Source organism: Saccharibacillus kuerlensis DSM 22868 (assembly GCF_000378145.1).
Taxonomy (GTDB): domain Bacteria; phylum Bacillota; class Bacilli; order Paenibacillales; family Paenibacillaceae; genus Saccharibacillus; species Saccharibacillus kuerlensis.
Map to the genome: position 1 here is coordinate 48,859 of NZ_KB899291.1, position 18,346 is coordinate 67,204.

Consider the following 18,346-nt stretch of genomic DNA (forward strand, 5'->3'; position numbering starts at 1 on the left):
GGAACAGAAAAGAGGGGGGCGCAGCCATGTTGGAATCACGTATTGTATCCGGCAAGGTCATTGAGCAGCGCGGGCATATTGTCATTACCGTGCAAGGCGGTCTTGTAAGTTCTTACGATCTGCGTTATTACAAGCTTCCCGAGGAAGATGTTGAAGAGCTGCTCGGGTTCGATGGGAATGCGGCGGAGCTTCGTTCCTCCGCTTCTCCTGTCGTACTGTCCAATTGGAAGCGTCATGCGTTCTCCCCCCCTTCTGAACAGGAAAACGAAAAGAGTGCTTACCGCGCCTGAAGGCGCGGTCGCACTCTTTTTTGCATACAAAAGGTTGAATCCGCTTATAAAGGGAGCAGCTCAATCCGGTCTTGGCGTTCAAGCGATTCAACCATTTTGGTCCATAGATCCGGCTTGGGCTCAAGAACGCTGTAATACGTGCGCAAAAACTTGGCGATAAACGACCCGGGAAGTGAGGAGGCTTCTTCATAAGGCAGGAAACACAGGTCCAGGCCTCCGACCGCTTCTCCGTCCCCCTGCCAGGAAGGGTGGACATAGTCGAAATTGAGACGGCGATAACCGAGGTGGGCAAGCACTTCGCGCCGAACGAACGGATCCATCGGCTTTACGCCGCCAAATTCATGTTCGCCAGCCTGATAAGGGTCGTAAATTTCGGCGAACATGCCCTTGAGCTTTCCTCCGGCTTCGGAAGCCAGACGCTTCAAATCCGCTTCGCGGCGAGAAGCAAGGAAAGGTCCGATTCCGAGACCGGGACGTCCAATGATGGTGAAGTCGGTCATGGCAATATCGTCGTCCGTATAATAACGATATTCCGTTGCTCCTACAACTTCCCCTTCATGAACAGCAACAAAGACTCGAATACCCGGATCTTCCAGCGGTTCTTTCCAGAGATCGAACGCCAGCACTTCTTCCCGCGGAAAGATCTCGCTCATCAACCGGTGAAGACCGGCGAACAACGGATCTGCAATATCGGTAACTCGAATATATTCCATTATGCACTCCTCCTGTAACTGAGTTTCTTGTGTTGACCGATGAATGATAATGAAGTCGATGTATCAGGTTGCATTCCGCCTGCCGTTCAGCGTTCTCGCAGCGCAAGCAGCGGATTACGCCACTCCATCAATACGGCATGATTGGCCGACTCTTCGTCTTCCAGATAATCCGGTACGACTGTCAGCGGCGTCCGTCCGCAGTGCAGCAGAAATCCGATAACGGGATCACGGCGCCGTCCGTGCAGAACGTCGTCAAGATATTGCTCCGGCGTCACTTCCGGATGCACGGCTCCATAACTGGGCATGCGGCCGCCTCCGAGCAGCCGCTCCAAGCCGAGTCCGACGACCAATTCGTAAGCCGATTGAAGCATCTGTTTGCCCAGACCCAGACCGCGGGCGGAGGGAGACACGCTGATGTCTACGACATAGAGTGTGTCTCCGTTAGGATCATGCGTACCGATGTATCCGTTGTCCGTCATCTCTGCCCAATTGTGGTTGGGATGCTTCGGGTTGAAAGATGTAATCATGGTAGTCAGGGAGCCGACCAATCGACCGTCGACTTCCGCACACAGCGCACCTGCCGGAAAGCGCTCCATATGACGGAGCAGTTGATCCCGGTTCCACCACAGTTCGGATGGATACGGCGGAGGGAAACATTCTCGCTGAATATCGATCAGCGCTTCAATATCGTTTTCCGTATAGCTGCGGATTCGCAGTTTTTCGGGAAGGTCGTCCCGAAAAACGTAACACTTCTTATCGTAAGGGTGTTCACGGTTCACGAACATTGTTCTAGGACCAATCCGTATAGAGGTCGGTACGACGATCGCGCCAAGTCGTGACGGAGCCTCTGGCCCGAACTTGTTCCAGCAAATCCAGATCCAGATCCGCGACGATGATCATGTCGTCGTTGATCTCTCCTTCAGCGACAATACCGCGCGGAGGGAAAGGGACGTCGTTCGGCGAGATCACCGCTGCCTGACCGAAATTACCGCGCATAAAGTCGACAGTCGGAAGAGAACCGACCGTACCGGTCGTGACGACATAAATCTGATTCTCGATTGCCCGGGCATGGCAGGTGTAGCGAACCCGATGAAAACCGTGTCGGTCATCTGTGCAGGAAGGACAGAACACGATATCGGCGCCTTTTGCTCGGGCCATGCGGACGATCTCGGGAAACTCGATATCGTAGCAGGTGAGCAGCGCAATCGTACCTTTGTCGGTCTCAAACACAGAAAGGCCATCGCCGCGGGCCATATTCCATTCGTGAACCTCGGTCGGCGTAATGTGGATTTTCTCTTGGGAAGCTACGCGGCCATCGGGATAAAACAGGTGGGCCGTATTGTAGAGTTTGCCTTCCCGGCGTACAACATGCGTCCCTGCAATGATGTGCATACCGGACTTAGAAGCAAGGTTTCGAAACAAATCGAGATAAGCTTGCGTATAATCAGGGAGACTCTCAATCCCGCGGGCTTTGCCCTGCTCATCGGGAATGGAGAGAAGCTGGGTCGTGAAAAATTCGGGGAAGAGTAAAAATTCGGTATCGAATTCCTGTGCCGTTTTCACATAGTGTTCGGCTTGTGCGGCAAATTCGTCAAAGGACGAGATCGTATGCAGGTGATACTGCACAGCTGCTGCGCGCATTTTCATCAGCGCAAACCTCCTCAATTTAAGATAGCTTCATCATAACAAATCAGATGTGAGGCGGCCAGGCGCGCTTTTTCTTGACAAAAAATGTATCGCGAATAAAATTAAAAGATCATACGTTCGAGAAAAGACCTCCACTACTTTTTGGTCCAGTCTTCATGTTATGATGGAGCCAATAACAGACGAAACGGAAGATTTAGGAAACAGAGGCGAAGATATGGAACTCTCCAAAATGTTTGTGCAAAATATGGCGGTGCTGGTTACCTGCGCTTACATTGCCAATTTGATTTATAAGTACATGATCTTTCGTACGTCCGGTCTCGTCAAATACATAAGTTCCGTTTTGCTGCTCATTGCAGGAGGATGGGCCGCCATGTTATTTGGGTTCCCTCTGCTGGAAGGCGTAATCCTTGATATGAGGCTCGTTCCTCTGCTGATTGCGATTTTTGTCTATAAACGGCCGCCAATCGTGTTTTTGGTCGGTCTAGGTATAGGGTTAACCCGGTTTATTTTTGGCTGGAACGAGGCTGCAGTAGCAGGATTTATTAATCTTACGCTTCTCGGCGTCGCAGGCGCACTGCTGAATGTTTGGCTGCGCCGCAAAACATGGAGCTTTGGCCGTCAGGTGAGCATCGTTATCGTTTTGATGAATCTTCTGAACTGCGTAAATATTTTTATTTTCGGCGTTCTTCCCAAAGACTATTACCTCTCGCATATTTTGCCGTATACGCTGCCGACCAGCATTGTTCTGTGCGGACTCTTTGCTTTTATTTTGCGGGATTTCCAGAAAGATCAGCAGCGGGCAGTTGCGCTTGAAGAAGCGAATGCTCTGCTGCAGAAGCAGGCTGAGGAGCTTGGCAAGAACAAAATTATATTGGAGGAACGGGCCAAACAGCTGCTGCTCGCTTCGCAGTATAAATCGGAGTTTCTGGCGAATATGTCGCATGAACTGCGTACTCCCCTCAACAGCATCATCAATCTGGCGCAGTTTATTTCCGATTCCGCGGAAGATACGCCCAGCGACGAAATGGCTCGATATGGCCAGCTCATCTATCATTCCGGAGAAGATTTGCTCAAGATCATCAGCGATATTCTCGATCTGTCCAAAGTAGAAGCGGGCAAGCTGGAAATTGTCAACGAGGCAATCAGTTTGACCGAAATTCCAAACTGGCTGGGTCCGTATTTCGAATTGACCGCTCAGCGCAAGCACTTGGAGTTCGATATACGTATAGGGGACGGACTGCCTGATACTATTCATTCCGATCCGCAGAGGGTGCAGCAGATTTTGCGCAATTTGCTCGCAAACGCCTTTAAATTTACGGAGAAGGGCAGGGTCGAGCTGAGTATCTACAAAGCCGAAGAACCGCAGCTTAAAGGGGAATGGGTCGTTTTTGCGGTCCGCGATACAGGAATCGGTATTCCGCCGGAGAAGCATTTTACGGTTTTCGAAGCTTTTCAGCAGGCAGATAATCAGGTAGCCAAAAAGTACGGCGGTACGGGGTTGGGATTGTCGATCAGCCGCGATCTATCGAGGCTTCTGGGTGGATTTATTCGAATGGAGAGCGTGGAGGGAGAAGGCAGTACGTTTTCGCTCTTTCTTCCGCTTTCTTAAGAACATGCAGCAAGTTATCGAGTTATTCGGCAGGCTATTTCGCAGCTGCGCCTAGACGTCAAATTCTTGGATTCGTTTTTCGGCCCGTGAAGGGTTGGGTAAATGAAAGGGAAAGAAACTTCCTGAAAAAGCATCAAGGAGGTGTCCCTTATCAAAGCACCCATTGTTATCCGAAACAGACCGAAACGTAAATTATCCATGCAGCGTCAGCAGCTGCGCAATGTCACGGTAGAGGGCATCCCGGCGATTGTATTCCAGACTCTTCTTGCTGGTCCCTTTCTGACCGGTTATCTGCTGTATCTTGGCGCCAGTGCATCTCAGATAGGTTTTGTACTGGCTATAACGACTTTCGTCAATATTGCTCAGGTAGCCGTCGCTTTTCTGATCCAGCGCCTTGAAAAAAGAAAGAAATTATTCGTCACTTTCGGCGTTGTACAGCGGCTGATCTGGGGCGTGACCGGTCTTGTTCCATTTTTATTCGACCGTTCGCTCTGGGTTGCCGCTTTTATCGTATTGTATGTCGCGGCATTCTTCGCCAATACCGTTGTTACGGTTCTCTGGACGTCGATTGTCAGCGATCTTGTCCCTCCGGCGGTCAGAGGCCGTTACTTCGGAATGCGCAATACGATTGTCAATGCGGTTGGCAGTGTAACGCTGTTTGTTGGCGGAATTATTCTGGATGCCAATCCGGGAGGATCGGGCTTTCTGATCCTCTATGCTATTGTATGGACATGCATACTCATTAACATTTTGGTCCTGATCAGATTTCCCGATGTGCCGTTTGAGCGCTCTGCAGAAACAAAATTTATACCGATGCTGCGCAAGCCGCTGCATGACGTGCCGTTTATCAAGGCGACAGCGTTCCTCTCGTTCTTCCTGCTGCTGCAGACGATCGTCGTGCCGCTGTACTCCTATGCCATGCTTGATATTCTTGGCTTGAGCTACAAAACGGTATCGACGATGACCGTTGTGCAGACGCTCTGCATGATGGCCAGTTTCTATGCCTGGGGCAGCCTGAACGCTCGCTTCAGCAGTAAGCAGCTGCTGTATTGGACGCTGCCGATCGTTGCGCTCTCCTGCATGGCATGGGGGCTTCAGGCCTTTCTGCCCGTTATTGCGGCGTTGGTGATCGTCCATATGCTGCTCGGCGTTGGCATAGGCGGATTTAACCAGCTGTCATTCAATTTTATTATTGGGGATACGCCGAAAAGAGAACGTCCGATGTTCACGGCCGTGTACTCGGCGGCTACCGGACTAATGTCGTTCTTCGGACCACTTATCGGCGGGCAGGTATACGAGTGGATCGCCGATGCGCCGTATTGGATTCAGGCTTACGGCGTACAGATGACGGTCGGAACGCTGCTGCTTGTCTTTTCCGTCACTGTCGGACGTCCGGTACTGGTTGGACAGCGACTTGGTGCATCGTCGCTGCGCCGTTTGAAGCGACGAAAAGCACTGCGGGCCTGACGGGGCTGCCCGTCCGCATGAATTGGAAGGGTGCACGGGTGCGTCCGCCCTTCGAAGACAGCTTGCTAGATGCCTGTTCACCCCTTAAACTGTCTCTATATGCGAAAAGCAGAAACCGCCGTTTCGCCGGCTTCGAACGGGCAAAACGGCGGACAACATTTAAGACGAAAAGGATGGGATATCATGTCGAACACCAAAAAGCCGATCGTCACCGACCAAGCGCCGAGTGCAATCGGTCCTTACTCGCAGGCCGTTGCAGCGGGAGGATTTATTTTCGCTTCCGGACAACTCGGATTGGACCCGGTAACGGGCGAATTCCCGTCCGGTGTCGAAGCGCAGGCCAAGCAGTCCTTGGAAAACGTACGCGCGCTTCTTGAAGCCGCAGGCAGCAGCCTTGACCGTGTTGTCAAAGCGACCGTGTTCCTGAAGGATATGAACGATTTTGCTGCCGCCAACGCTGTATACGGCACGTTCTTCGTTGAACCTTTCCCGGCCCGCAGCACGATCGAAGTGGCGCGTCTGCCGAAAGATGCCCTGATCGAGATCGAGGTTATCGCTCTGGCCGACTAACGCTTCGCGCGTTCGCCTGCCGATTTCTCCGGCGTCAAAAGCCGACTGCAGTACGCAGTCGGCTTTTTGCGTTCTCCGCAGGACCAGGCGCGGGCTGCCGCCGAAGTCCTGCCCGTATCTCTACAGGACCAGGCGTGCTTTGCCGCCAAAGTCCTGTCCGTATCTCTACAGGACCAGGCGCGCGCTGCCGCCGAAGTCCTGTCCTCCCCTCCTCCAACCGGAGGACGGACCCGTATGGAGAGGGACCGCCTTCGAGGCGCGGTCTTCTCCTGCCAAAAAGCCGCGCCTCGAAGGGCGCGGCTTTCCCGCGGCGTAACTCCGCAGGGGCAAACGTTTGAGGCGAACAGCGGAGCGGCCGCATCTAAAACCGGGAAATTCCCTCATGACCTGGCTTCAATCCAAATTTCCCGGTTTTAGCGGCGGGTGAGCCCAAACGTTTGCCCCTCCACCGAGCCTGCCGTCCAATCCGCTCCCGTACCCGCGTGCTCCCCAAGGCGAGGTCCCCGCGCCTCAGTCCCGATCCGTGAGGGACCGGACGAACATCCATAGAGCAAAGACAGCTAAGGCGATCGATGCTACCAGCGCCGTCGTTTGTACAGCCTGAACGGTATCCGACTGTTCGACCGAGATGGCGTACAGTCCCCAAGCGATGACAAGCGGATAGACGCCGTCGCGGAAGCGGAAACCGATAATAAAGGCCAGCAGCACGGCTGCGATCAGGATTGTTATCGCCCATCCGGTCTCGCCCAGCCCGACGTCGCCAAAGTCGTACTTGGCGACAAGCGAAGCAATGTTGACAATTGTGGCAACGCTGATCCAGCCCAGATAGAGACTGAACGGCAGCTTAACGAAGATAATATCCAGCACTTCAAGTCGCTCGTGATCCAATCGTGTCCGCAGATAAATCATAATGAGCGAGACGAGCAGCAGCAGCATAACGACGACGGACAGTTCGATCAGCAGATAGTGCCAGCAGAACAACCAGGCAATGTTCAACACGCAGCTGATCGCAAACCACGGTCCCGGCGCGGCGGCAGTAGACCGACCTTTTCGTTCTGCGTAGAAAGCGTACGCCACGAAACCGAGCAGCAGTAAATAAATAACGGACCAGATTAAGAATGCAAAGCCTGCCGGCGTAAGCAGATTTTTGTACATGTCCGAGATCTGCCCAGTGTCCCGCCCCCCAAGAGGCAGACTATTGGACAGCAGGTTAACCGCCAGAGCAGCAATTAATAAAATGACGTTCAACCATTTGTACGGATTTCTTGACGCCAATGACGACAGCTCCTTTCGTAAGTAAGTTTGTATTTTGACTCTTCAGATCCTCGAAAATGACCAGCAGGTCATTTCATTCACATCCATAATATACCCTATTTGGATACTCGTGCACCTCCTTTCGAAATTTTTGATTGCGAACAGCTGGCAAAAGTGGCATAATCGGTGAATAAGATAGCGTTTTCATTCTATTAAAGCAATGCGATCTAGATGATAAATTGAGATGGTTTAGCCTTTTGTGCAAACGTTTGCTCAAAATATAAGCGAAAAGCGATGAGAGTATTCGTTCAGATCTCAAAATAACGGTGAATAGGAGAACATAGCCGGCATTTACCGAAAAAGCAACACCGAAAACATACCGTCTCAATATCCGACTCGCGGATAGAGACAGGTTTTACAAGGAGCTGAGGCAGATATGGATACAAGTGAAGCGATACATCCCGACCGAGTAGGACCGATCGTGGTACAAGAAGCCTGGGGGACAATTGGCAGGGCGAGAGCGCTGGATCATATGAACGGTGTATACGTGCTCCGGGGAGAGCGCGCATCGCTGGCGTTCGTTTTTTTGGAAGAGAAAGTTTTTCGAATGAAAATGTTCATGGGCAGAGAAGTCGATCTATCGACAACGATTGCCGTGCTGCCGCGCAAAGGTGAGCCGCTTCAGGCGGAAGTGGAAGAAACAGAGCGGTCGTGGAAGCTGAGCTGCGGCGAGCTGGTGCTTGAGATTGAAAAGAAAACTTCTGCGCTGTCCGTATTCGACCGCGAGGAACGTATGATTGCCCGGCAGAATACGGTGAGCTGGAATCCTCGAGGTGCAGTCCATTCCGTTTACGATATGCCGGGCGACTCTCACTTTTACGGATTGGGAGAGAAGGCCAGCTTCCTCGACAAGAAAGGCGAACGCTACACAATGTGGAACACTGACGTATATGCGCCTCATATGCCGGAGATCGAAGCGCTGTATGAGTCGATTCCGCTGCTGGTGCATATGCACGGCAAATGTTCTTACGGAATTTTCCTCGATAATCCGGGCCGCACCGATTTCGATATGCGTTCGCATGGTATTTCGTATACAATAGGCTGCTCGACGGGCGATTATGATATCTACTTCGTCTATGGACCGGCGCTGAAGGAAGTTGTACGGGGGTATACCGGGCTGACCGGAAGGATTGCGCTTCCGCCCAAATGGGCGCTCGGTTATCATCAATCGCGTTACAGCTATATGGATCAGAGTGAAGTGCTGCATCTGGCAAGAACGTTCCGGGAAAAAGAAATTCCGTGCGACGTGATCTACCTGGATATTCACTATATGGACGAGTATCGGGTATTCACGTTCGATCCTGTGCGGTTTCCCGATCCCGAGGGGATGATGGCCGAACTGAAATCATTGGGCATCCGTATTGTTCCAATTGTTGATCCCGGTGTGAAAAAAGATCCGAAATATGCCGTTTACCGCGAGGGCGTAGAAAAAGGCTATTTCAGCCGAAAGCTTGAAGGTGATATTTTCTTCGGAGACGTTTGGCCGGGTACCAGCGCATTTCCGGATTTCACAGACGACAAAGCCGCCGAATGGTGGGGCAATATGCATAAATATTATACGGATATGGGTATTCCCGGTATCTGGAACGATATGAACGAACCGGCCGTATTCAACAATTCCAAAACGATGGATCTTGACGTAATGCACGGTAATAATGGCAATCCGAAAACGCATGAAGAGCTGCATAATCTATACGGCATGCTGATGTCCAAGGCGACCTACGAAGGATTAAAGCGCAATATGGACGGTCAGCGGCCGTTCGTCCTGACGCGTGCCGGATATTCCGGCATTCAACGCTATGCGGCTGTCTGGACAGGCGACAACCGCAGTTTCTGGGAACATATGGCGCTCGCCATGCCGATGGTGCTTAACATGGGATTGTCAGGTCTTGCCTTCTCGGGACCGGATATTGGCGGCTTCGCGCATCATACGTCGGCCGAACTGCTTGTGCGCTGGACACAGATGGGCGTGCTTTTCCCTTACTGCCGCAATCACTCGTCGATCGGAACGATGCGTCAGGAACCTTGGTCGTTCGGGCCGGAGATTGAAAGCATTCTGCGCGAATATATCGGTCTGCGTTATCGCTGGATGCCGCATCTGTACAATTTGTTCCACGAGGCAGCTGAAACAGGACTTCCGCCAATGAGACCGCTTCTGCTGGAATATCAGGATGATCCCAACGTGACCAACCTGTGCGATCAATTCCTGGTGGGCAGTGATGTACTGGCGGCACCGATCTATCGTCCGAACACGGAGCACCGTGCCGTCTATCTGCCGGAAGGGCAGTGGATCGATTATTGGAGCGGCGAGATCCTGGAAGGGGGACGCCATATTCTGGCCCATGCACCGCTCAGCGTTATGCCTCTATATATTCGCGCGGGCGCGGTAATTGCCGAAGGTTCGCCGAAGCTGTATGCGGATGATCGGAGTGACGAGACATTGACGCTGCGTGTGTATGGAGCGAAAGCAGAGGCCGGATTCCATGCGTCGTACAGCCTTTATGAAGATGACGGTGCAAGTTTCGATTACGTCAGCGGCGTCTCTTCAATGATTCGATTCGAGCTGCGCGGTGGGGAAAATGAATTGGAGCTGAGTTATCGTTACGAAAGGCACGGCTACACCGCCAATCGCAATCTGGTCCGCTTTGCACTCGTCTGCACGGCATTCAAGCCGGCGGAGATCGAGGGTTTGAAAGAACTGAATCCGGAAGAAGCGGAGCACGGACAGGAAGGTTGGTATATCGACAGACAGACCGGGGGCTTGGTTCTCCAGATTCAGGATAGAACCCAAGGAGCGACATTCAAGCTAAAAGGATAAAATACGGATAGCAAACAGCATAATTAAGGTCGAAAGCGGTCCATCCGGGCCGTTTTCGGCTTTTTCGATATAATAGAAGGAAGCACGGATAAACGCGAAGCGGGAGCTGAAGAAAGATATGTGGAAAATCATTGAGGCATACGACCAAATTAATGCGTGGATCCGGGCGAGCGAAGGAAGCTTTATTGAGCTTGAGAACGGAGAACCGTACCGATTTTCCAGACGCCGAACTTTTTCGGGAAAAGAGTTGGAGGCGTTCGAACGGAGTTCGGGACTTGAGCTGCCGGCCGAATATAAACGTCTGCTGATCGGAGTGGGAGCGGTCGAGCTGTTCGCAGGGCCGCTTAGCGGAGGAATTGAAATTCTGGGTCCCGACGAAATTGCGGACTTCTCGAAAAAAGTATTCGACGGTTACGGGAAGAACCCCTATCCCGAACTGCTGCTTGGCGTGTCGATCCCTAAGTTCGGTTCATTCGGTGGATTCAGACCGGGCAGGGAACGCCATGAACGGTACGGCGTTTTTCATTCCGAAATATCGCCTGAGCAATGGATGGAAACTTGCAGTTTCACAGCGTTCGACGATTGGATCGTCAAGCTGGTAGAGAGCCGCGGAGCTGTTATCTGAGAAGCTGCCAGTCCTATTGAACGGCAGATAAAAAAACCGAACGCGCAATGCGTTCGGCTTTTTTATATTTCGGGCTTGCGGTAAATCAAGAAGTATAGGAATAATACGCCCATAGCCAGCTTGAAGCGCTTTTCGGCAGCAACTTTTCTTCCGGCGAGAAAACGTTCGGCATCCGAAGGCTCGACTCCGCTTTGCAGCGCGAGCGTTTCTGCGGTAAAGCCGAAGCTCTCCGATAGGCCCTGCATAATCGCTTTGAGACGTTCCTCGGGCAGAATTTGCGGCGTATTAATACCCATACCGAGAAAAGCGATCAGATCGAACGCAGCGGAGCGCTTCCCGGCATCTATATGTTCCAGATCGGTATCGCCGCTCAGATAGGCTTCCCAATCGTCCCGGCCGATTGCGGTGAGTCGCTCTAACGATTCGTAAGAGATTTTGTACGTGTCCATGGCCCGATGAAGCAGATCGACACTGCCGATAGTGTCATGGGGAAGCGGTTCTTCGTCTATTTCGATGATGCGCTTGCGATTTTCGTTCATGGCAGGAGCCTCCTTGCAAAAAATAGAATAAATTAGAATGAAAATGAGGCAGACAACCCCATTATACACCAGTCGGGCCGGAGACTCTCAAATGCTGGAAAGGAACAGAAGACAAGAAAAGTTCAACAAAGAAGTTCAACAAAGAAGTTCGATAAACAAGCTGAGCGAAAGCGCTCAGCTTGTTGGGATAACCGGAATCCACAGCTCATTTCGGTGCTCCTCGGGAGGGAGGTAACATTCAACGGCCGGAAGGTCTACCAGTTCCTCAAATGCCTGCTCCGTATTCAAAGTATGGACTTCCGTGACAAAGGCGAACATGTGCTGAAAATGCTGGGCCGGACAGCAGACAGCTCTTGCCGCTGCGGTATACGAAATTCTCCTTGGCCAAGCGTGTCTCAATATAATCGAAAGCCGCATTCATACGGTTCATCCAATCCATCCCATCTGTCCTTCCTATACCGGCTTGTCGCAGGCTGCATTCAGTCGATTGAAGTACGCTTTCCGCGCAGCTGTTTGGCGAGGCGAGCTCCACTTGTCTCCCGGTTCTTTCATTTCCAGCATAATCGGTCCTGAACATACGAGTCTTGCAGAACATGCACTGTTTTTGCAAGGTTCCGCTTTCGAGAAGGCGTTTGAAACGTGTATTTTCTTTTGTGTATTCTGTGTTTAGTCTTTTTATCTTGAAGCGGAGCTGTCGATCCGGTCAAGTTTTTTTGCCGAAAAAACGGGACGGTATATGGATTGTCTTGCAGAATCAGTCGAAAAAATGACGAATATCGTTTAGAATGGGGAGAAGGGCAATTTTGGCTTATTTTTGATTTTGCATAAAAAAGCGGACAAGACGGGGGACAAACATGAATCAACCGCTTTATGGAATATGGCTGGGAGACGTCTTCTTCTGCTTCTCTGGCGAAACGTCGGAGCCGAAGGTAGACGCTTGGACCCGGCAGGTGAGAAAACTGGATATTCATGGCGAAAAACCGCTGCGGCAGGCAGCGCTCCGGCTGGCCGAGCTGCGCTGGCCGGGCGCGTCTTCGCGCCGTGGACGCAGCCGCGGCTTCGGCGGCCGAACGCTTGAAGGGCTGGCGCTGCCCGCGACCGCAGCCTTTACGCTGCTGTCGGAATTCGACGAAAGCAAATTCGCTGCACAGGGCTTTGCACTGGGCGCGGAGATGCGTTATTGGGGTGCTGCAGTGCGCTTTGCACGCGATCTGCTGGCTGCCGGTTGCTTTGCGCCGGCAGCGGATCCTCCGGCGAGGGTCAGTGCACGGAGAGCATCCGAGCTGACCTTCACCGGTACATGGAAGCCGCTTCTGGAGCGGGCGGAAGACCGTGAGCGCTTTGCCGCGCTGGCTGCGGCGATGCCGCCAATTGGACTGACGGCGCCCGGTGCCGTAGGCGACGAGGAAGAATCGCCTCCACTTGGACGGGCACGCGAGCTGGTGCTGCATTCGTTCCTGTCCGCACTGATCGACGGACAAATGCGAATGATGCTCGGCAGCATGCGCAGTGCGCTGCCGCAGATGCGGCTGCCTTATCGGCGAGGGTATTCGCCGCTGTCTGCACTGTGGTGGAACAGTCTGCTCGATCCGCAGCGGGAAACCAAAGTGCAGGGCGGTTCGGAAGATATCGAAGAGCTGGAGCAGCAGATTGCAGCGCTGGGCGGTTCGGTACCGCAGAGCGAGGAAGGTGACGAATCGGCAAGCGCGCAGCTCCGTCTGGGGCTTCGGCTGGAGCCGCGTATTTCCGATCCGGACGGTCCGGCAGAGGATCGCTGGCGGCTGGAATTTCGTGCCGAGGATGAGCTGGAAGCCGGAGCTTCTCTGCCGGCTTCGGAAATCTGGCGGCTGACGGAGAACGAGCTGGTGCTGCGTGGACGCCGCTATGAGGATCCCAAGCGGCAGCTGCTGACGCTGTTGGGCCGAGCCGCAGAACAGGTTCCGCAGCTGCAGATGGCGCTTGTTCGGCCGCATCCGGAGGAAGCTTGGCTCGACGCACAGGAAATGTTCGATTTTCTGATGGCTGGCGTATCCGCTCTTCGGGCCGCCGGCGTGCGGATCGAAATGCCGTCAAGATTCACGAAGAGAGGAAGACGCAGCGCAGGCGTAAAGCTCAAGGCACGGCTGGAGCCAGGCCGCAGCGGCGAAGGCGAAGCGGCGCTCGGTATCAAGCAGTTGGTCGAGTTCGACCTGGAAGCGACAATTGGCGAGACTTCGATCGGTCTTGAAGAACTTCGCCGGATTGCCGAAGACGGTGTGCCGCTGGTATTCCTGAACGGCGAGTGGGTTGAGGTGGATATCAAAGAGGTTCGTCAAGTGCTGCGTCTGCTCAAAAAACAGACCGTTCACGAGATGACCTTCGGCGAACTGCTTAAGCTGTCAGCCGCAGAAGACGACTCCGTCTGGAATGGAGTCGGCGTCTCGGGCATCGAGACCTATGGTCTGCTGTACGACCTGCTGCGAGGCGGAGGCAGATCTTCTTCCGAGCATTCCGTACCCGAAGCGCTGAACGGTACGCTGCGTCCTTACCAGGAACGAGGCTACCGTTGGCTGTCTTCCATGCGGGAAATGGGATTCGGCGCTTGTCTGGCCGACGACATGGGTCTAGGCAAGACGGTGCAGGTTATCGCTTGTCTGCTTGACCATCCGATGCCGGGACCGAAGCTGATCGTCTGTCCGACATCGCTGCTCGGCAACTGGCAGCGTGAGATCCAGCGATTCGCTCCGAAGTTTACGGTCCATGTGCATCACGGCACCCAGCGGCTGAAAGGCGAATCGTTCGAACACTGTGTGCGCGAACACGATATCATTCTGACCACGTATCCGCTGATCGGCCGCGATGTCGAAGAATTCCGAGGCATCGTCTGGGCATCGGTAGTATTGGACGAAGCGCAGTCGATCAAAAACTACGGTACGAAACAGGCGCAGAACGTCATGAAGTTGAACTCGCCGCATCGGATTGCCGTAACCGGGACTCCGGTCGAGAACCGTCTGGCCGAGCTGTGGTCGATCTTTCAGTTCATGAATCCCGGTTATTTGGGTTCGGCGGCTTCGTTCCGACGCCGTTTTGGCGCCAACGCGCCGCATGTGCCGGAGGAGAGCGACAAGCTGCGTACGATGGTGGCACCGTTTATGCTGAGACGTCTGAAGAGCGATCCGGATATCCGCAAGGATCTGCCGGAGAAGATTGAACTGAAGTCTTACTGCGAGCTGTCGATCGACCAGGCGGGCATGTATCAATCGGTCGTCGGCGAGCTGATGCAGAAGGTCGAAAGCCAGGAGGCTTCAAGCCGGACAGTCCGGCAGGGAATCGTATTATCGGCACTGACGCGGCTCAAGCAGATCTGTGATCATCCGGCGCTTGTCAAAGAGCATACCGGCGCATTCAAGGCGGAGAAGTCCGGCAAGCTGATGCAGCTGATCGAGCTGCTTGACCGCATTCGCGACAATGGCGAATCGGTGCTTATTTTTACCCAGTACGTCCGAATGGGCAAGCTGCTGGCGGAAGAACTGCACCGGCGTTATGGCGAGGAGCCGATGTTCCTGCACGGGGCAGTGAAGAAGGAAGAGCGGGATCGCATGATTCGCACCTTCCAAGAAGGCGAAGGCGCAAGCGCATTTATCCTTTCGTTGAAGGCCGGCGGGCTCGGTCTCAATCTTACGAGAGCGAACCATGTTGTGCATTTTGACCGCTGGTGGAACCCGGCCGTCGAAAACCAGGCAACAGACCGAGTATTCCGGATTGGACAGCGGCGCGGCGTACAAGTGCATAAGCTGATCTGTCAGGGTACATTGGAGGAACGAATCGACGAGATGATCGAGAACAAGAAAACGCTGGCCGAACGTGTGACGGGCACAGGAGAGCGTTGGTTGACGGAAATGTCCAACGAGGAGCTGCGTACGCTCGTTTCCCTGCAGGGAAACGAGCGGATCGAGTAAACGCCGCGAGGCGTCCGGGGCGCAGAAGCGGTCTGAGAAGCGAATGCGCGCCCGGCGAAGAGGGGTTATATAGAGATGAACAGCTTGCACATTGTACAATTGGAAGCGAAGCTTGGCCTGCTGGCTGCCGTAATTGAAGAAGAACGGCAGGAGGGCGGCCGGGATTCCCGCCGCATCGAGATTCCGCTGCTTCCGGCAGCACCGCAGCAGCGGGCAGAATGGCAGCAGCTGGCTGGCCGCTCTGCACTTGATTTGTATCGTCTACTCGGCGAAGCGTCCGAGCTTACGGTACAATTCGGCGGCCGGAAACAAGCCGGCCGCGAAGTTTTGCTTCCGCCCGGCAAACAGTCCGGAAGCGAAGCTGCGGCCGTGCGGACGACGCTGCCGCTCGGCGGTGGCGAAGCCGCTTGGGAGCTGGCCGCTGCAGACAAGGGCGGCGGCCCGGAAGTCATGGCTGCCCTCGAGGCGGCAGCCGAGGTAGTCCGGACGAATGCGGCGTTCGGACTCATGCTCGCCGGAATCGAACCCGCCGAGCTGGCCGCCGAGGCTATGGCCGGCTGGAGCGACGACTGGGAAGCACCTACGGATGAGCCTGCACCGAAGGCGGCGCCGCGCGCTGCAGCAGAAGGTGGCGGTCGAGAGATCGCCGAATGGATTGCGGCAGCGGCCGAGAAAGGCGTGCTGCACGAGCATGGACGACTGCCGGATGAATCGTCGTCCGAGCAGAACGAGGCAGCGCCACATTCTTGTGACCTTTCGCTGCTGCCCGATACGGCTGCGGCAGAATCCGCACTGGCGGAACTGCGGCGGGCAATGCGCGCCCGAATGAACGGTTGAGCGCTAAACATAAGTTCGAATGAGATCATCAGAAGCAGCGCAGAAGAGCGGGGAGCAGTGCAGAAGAGCAGGGAGGAATCAGAATGGGGAAAAATACGGCAGCGAGATGGGGAGCCTTCGTGCTCGGCACGGCTCTGGCGGCAGGATTGTTGAGCGCCTGCGGCGCCGCAGGCGCATCAAAGGAACCGGATCAGGAAGCGCAGCAGTCGTCCAATGGACAGGCAAATGCCGAGACGGATAACCCGCCGAGTCCGTTTGCGGCGGATTCGCTTCAAGCGACGATTCAAGAGAAGGGCGGCAAGAATGTTGTCACTAACCCGGCTTCGATTCGCGTTGTCGTCAACAAAGAGCGTTACTTGCCGGATGGCTATGAGCCTTCTGATCTGGTCGTGCCGAATGTTCCGTTTTCCTTCGAAGGGACGATTGAAAAGAGTCATCTGAGAAAAGAAGCGGCGTCGGCGCTTGAAGAGCTCTTTGAAGGGGCGAAAAACGCCAATATCGAATTATATGCCGTATCGGGTTATCGTTCTTACGTTCGTCAGCAGTCCATCTACGCTAACAATGTAGCCAAGCGTGGTGAAGAAGAAGCGGCCAAATTCAGTGCGCCTCCAGGTACGAGCGAACACCAAACCGGATTGGCGATGGATATATCGGCACTCAGCGCAGGCAATGAATTGGAACAGACTTTTGGCGATACAGAAGAAGGCCGCTGGGTGGCCGAGCATGCGCAGGAATACGGATTCATCGTTCATTATTTAAAAGGCAAAGAAGAGATCACCGGTTATTCGTATGAACCTTGGCATGTTCGTTACGTAGGCAAAGATCTTGCCAAAGCGGTATATGACAGCGGATTGGCACTTGAAGAATACCTGGACGAAAATCATTTAAAAAGCGGGCAGTAGAGAAACAATTAGTAAGAAGCATCCAGTAAGAAACCCTCAATAGGAAACGTCCAATAACAAACAATCAGTAAGAAAAGGTCCATCTAAAAACTGAAGATTGAGCGGCTTGTATACAGGCTGCGGACCTTTGGGAACAAAAAACGCTGAACCTCTTTCATAAGACGAAAGGGGTTCGGCGTTTTGTTTGATTTTCTGTTTTGGCAGCTGTTTCTTAAGGGATAAACGGAAATCGGCGTCCACCCGAATTCGGTCGGATTCCGATCCGCCGCTCCCTCTCGCTGCGGACAATGCGGGGCTTGTGAAGAGTTTGCCGGTGTTCGGCTTTTTGAACAGGAGTCTGGAGAGCCCTTGCAGCATGCTGCGTCTGTTCATCTTCATCACTGAGCGACAGGACTTCGCTGCGCAAAGCCAGCATTTTGTGATCCAGTTCGCCTGCGGCCCCGGCCGCGGAAGAGAGCTCGCGTACGAGGTGATCCGGTACCCTGCGGTCGTATTTGTACAGCAAAATATGCTCCAGGCTGGCCCAGAAATCCATTGCCAGCGTACGCATCTGTACTTCGACCCGCACATGGCAGAGGCGGCCGGCAAACATAACGGGAACCGACAGTTCTGCATGCAGGCTGCGATAGCCGTTGGGCTTTGGATTCATAATATAATCCTTGGTCCATAAAATCTGCAGATTCGGATGCCGATCGATTCGATCGAGCAGAAGGTAAATGTCGGTAACGAATGCAAATACGATCCGCATGCCCGCAAGGTCATGAATACGTTCGATCGTATGGTCGAGAGTCGGCTTGACGCCAAGCCGAGACAGCTTATCAAGGATGCTGTCCGGCTCCTTGATTCGGGTCTTGATGTGCTCGATAGGGCTGAAGCCTTCGTCGCTTTTCCATTCCTGACGGATGATTTCGATCTCGGATCGCAGTGCTTGCAGTGCGCTGCGATATAAGGAAGGCTGTTGAACCCAACGTCCTTCCGGGAAAAGAATTTCTTCACCGGGCAGGCAGGCTGCGTATCTTAGCGCTTCTCGCTCGGCATCTTCTGCCGAACCTGGAAATTGAGTACTTGTATTCAAAA

General features: G+C 53.7%; 16 protein-coding genes. 9 read left to right on the forward strand and 7 right to left on the reverse strand.

Going from position 1 to position 18,346, the window contains the following annotated elements; genetic code table 11:
- Positions 1-26 precede the first annotated feature (26 nt).
- Positions 27-290, forward strand: coding sequence for a hypothetical protein (locus F456_RS22690; RefSeq protein ID WP_018977819.1), 264 nt, complete (start codon positions 27-29; stop codon positions 288-290).
- A 44-nt stretch (positions 291-334) separates the two neighbouring features.
- Here F456_RS22690 and F456_RS0114765 read toward each other — a convergent pair whose 3' ends face one another.
- From F456_RS0114765 to F456_RS0114775, 3 genes are all read right to left on the reverse strand, one after another.
- On the reverse strand, positions 335-1,003 hold the full coding sequence (locus F456_RS0114765; RefSeq protein WP_018977820.1) for a hypothetical protein: 669 nt from the start codon (positions 1,001-1,003) through the stop codon (positions 335-337).
- 86 nt (positions 1,004-1,089) lie between these two features.
- Entirely contained in the window at positions 1,090-1,788 is a 699-nt protein-coding gene (locus F456_RS0114770) for a GNAT family N-acetyltransferase (protein ID WP_018977821.1), read from the reverse strand.
- Between the two features lie 4 nt (positions 1,789-1,792).
- Complete coding sequence (locus F456_RS0114775; RefSeq protein WP_018977822.1) at positions 1,793-2,650, reverse strand: carbon-nitrogen hydrolase family protein; 858 nt, start codon at positions 2,648-2,650, stop codon at positions 1,793-1,795.
- Between the two features lie 214 nt (positions 2,651-2,864).
- Between F456_RS0114775 and F456_RS0114780 the strand changes: the two genes are divergently transcribed.
- The 3 genes from F456_RS0114780 (at position 2,865) to F456_RS0114790 (ending at position 6,296) form a co-directional block, all read left to right on the forward strand.
- Positions 2,865-4,259 carry an ATP-binding protein gene (locus F456_RS0114780; protein WP_018977823.1) on the forward strand — a complete coding sequence of 465 codons (1,395 nt, stop codon included), beginning with the start codon at positions 2,865-2,867 and terminating at the stop codon, positions 4,257-4,259.
- A 141-nt stretch (positions 4,260-4,400) separates the two neighbouring features.
- Positions 4,401-5,726, forward strand: a complete 1,326-nt coding sequence (locus F456_RS22695) for an MFS transporter (RefSeq protein ID WP_018977824.1) — start codon at positions 4,401-4,403, stop codon at positions 5,724-5,726.
- Positions 5,727-5,909: 183 nt separating this feature from the next.
- The gene (locus F456_RS0114790) at positions 5,910-6,296 is read left to right on the forward strand and encodes a RidA family protein (RefSeq protein WP_018977825.1); all 387 of its coding nucleotides are present in this window, start codon (positions 5,910-5,912) and stop codon (positions 6,294-6,296) included.
- A gap of 510 nt (positions 6,297-6,806) precedes the next feature.
- Here the strand turns inward: F456_RS0114790 and F456_RS0114800 are convergent.
- Positions 6,807-7,571, reverse strand: a complete 765-nt coding sequence (locus F456_RS0114800; protein WP_018977827.1) for a tryptophan-rich sensory protein — start codon at positions 7,569-7,571, stop codon at positions 6,807-6,809.
- A gap of 415 nt (positions 7,572-7,986) precedes the next feature.
- Here F456_RS0114800 and F456_RS0114805 point away from each other — a divergent pair, with 415 nt between their 5' ends.
- Together F456_RS0114805 and F456_RS0114810 are read left to right on the forward strand one after the other, a co-directional pair.
- A complete protein-coding gene (locus F456_RS0114805) occupies positions 7,987-10,428 on the forward strand; it encodes a glycoside hydrolase family 31 protein (protein WP_018977828.1) in 2,442 nt (813 codons plus the stop codon).
- A gap of 118 nt (positions 10,429-10,546) precedes the next feature.
- On the forward strand, positions 10,547-11,053 hold the full coding sequence (locus F456_RS0114810) for a hypothetical protein (RefSeq protein ID WP_018977829.1): 507 nt from the start codon (positions 10,547-10,549) through the stop codon (positions 11,051-11,053).
- Positions 11,054-11,115: 62 nt separating this feature from the next.
- Here the strand turns inward: F456_RS0114810 and F456_RS0114815 are convergent, their stop codons facing one another.
- Both F456_RS0114815 and F456_RS24350 read right to left on the reverse strand, forming a co-directional pair.
- The gene (locus tag F456_RS0114815) at positions 11,116-11,592 is read right to left on the reverse strand and encodes an HTH domain-containing protein (RefSeq protein WP_018977830.1); all 477 of its coding nucleotides are present in this window, start codon (positions 11,590-11,592) and stop codon (positions 11,116-11,118) included.
- Between the two features lie 265 nt (positions 11,593-11,857).
- Positions 11,858-12,031 carry a hypothetical protein gene (locus F456_RS24350; RefSeq protein WP_018977831.1) on the reverse strand — a complete coding sequence of 58 codons (174 nt, stop codon included), beginning with the start codon at positions 12,029-12,031 and terminating at the stop codon, positions 11,858-11,860.
- Positions 12,032-12,446: 415 nt separating this feature from the next.
- On the opposite strand from F456_RS24350, the gene F456_RS0114825 reads away from it, so the two are divergent.
- The 3 genes from F456_RS0114825 (at position 12,447) to F456_RS0114835 (ending at position 17,269) form a co-directional block, all read left to right on the forward strand.
- A complete protein-coding gene (locus F456_RS0114825; RefSeq protein WP_018977832.1) occupies positions 12,447-15,530 on the forward strand; it encodes a DEAD/DEAH box helicase in 3,084 nt (1,027 codons plus the stop codon).
- Between the two features lie 75 nt (positions 15,531-15,605).
- Positions 15,606-16,367, forward strand: coding sequence for a hypothetical protein (locus F456_RS0114830; protein WP_018977833.1), 762 nt, complete (start codon positions 15,606-15,608; stop codon positions 16,365-16,367).
- An 83-nt stretch (positions 16,368-16,450) separates the two neighbouring features.
- Positions 16,451-17,269 (forward strand): M15 family metallopeptidase, encoded by an 819-nt coding sequence (locus F456_RS0114835; protein ID WP_018977834.1) that lies wholly within the window; start codon positions 16,451-16,453, stop codon positions 17,267-17,269.
- Between the two features lie 211 nt (positions 17,270-17,480).
- On the opposite strand, the gene F456_RS22700 is transcribed toward F456_RS0114835, so the two are convergent.
- The gene (locus tag F456_RS22700) at positions 17,481-18,344 is read right to left on the reverse strand and encodes a GTP pyrophosphokinase (protein ID WP_018977835.1); all 864 of its coding nucleotides are present in this window, start codon (positions 18,342-18,344) and stop codon (positions 17,481-17,483) included.
- Between the last annotated feature and the right edge of the window lie 2 nt (positions 18,345-18,346).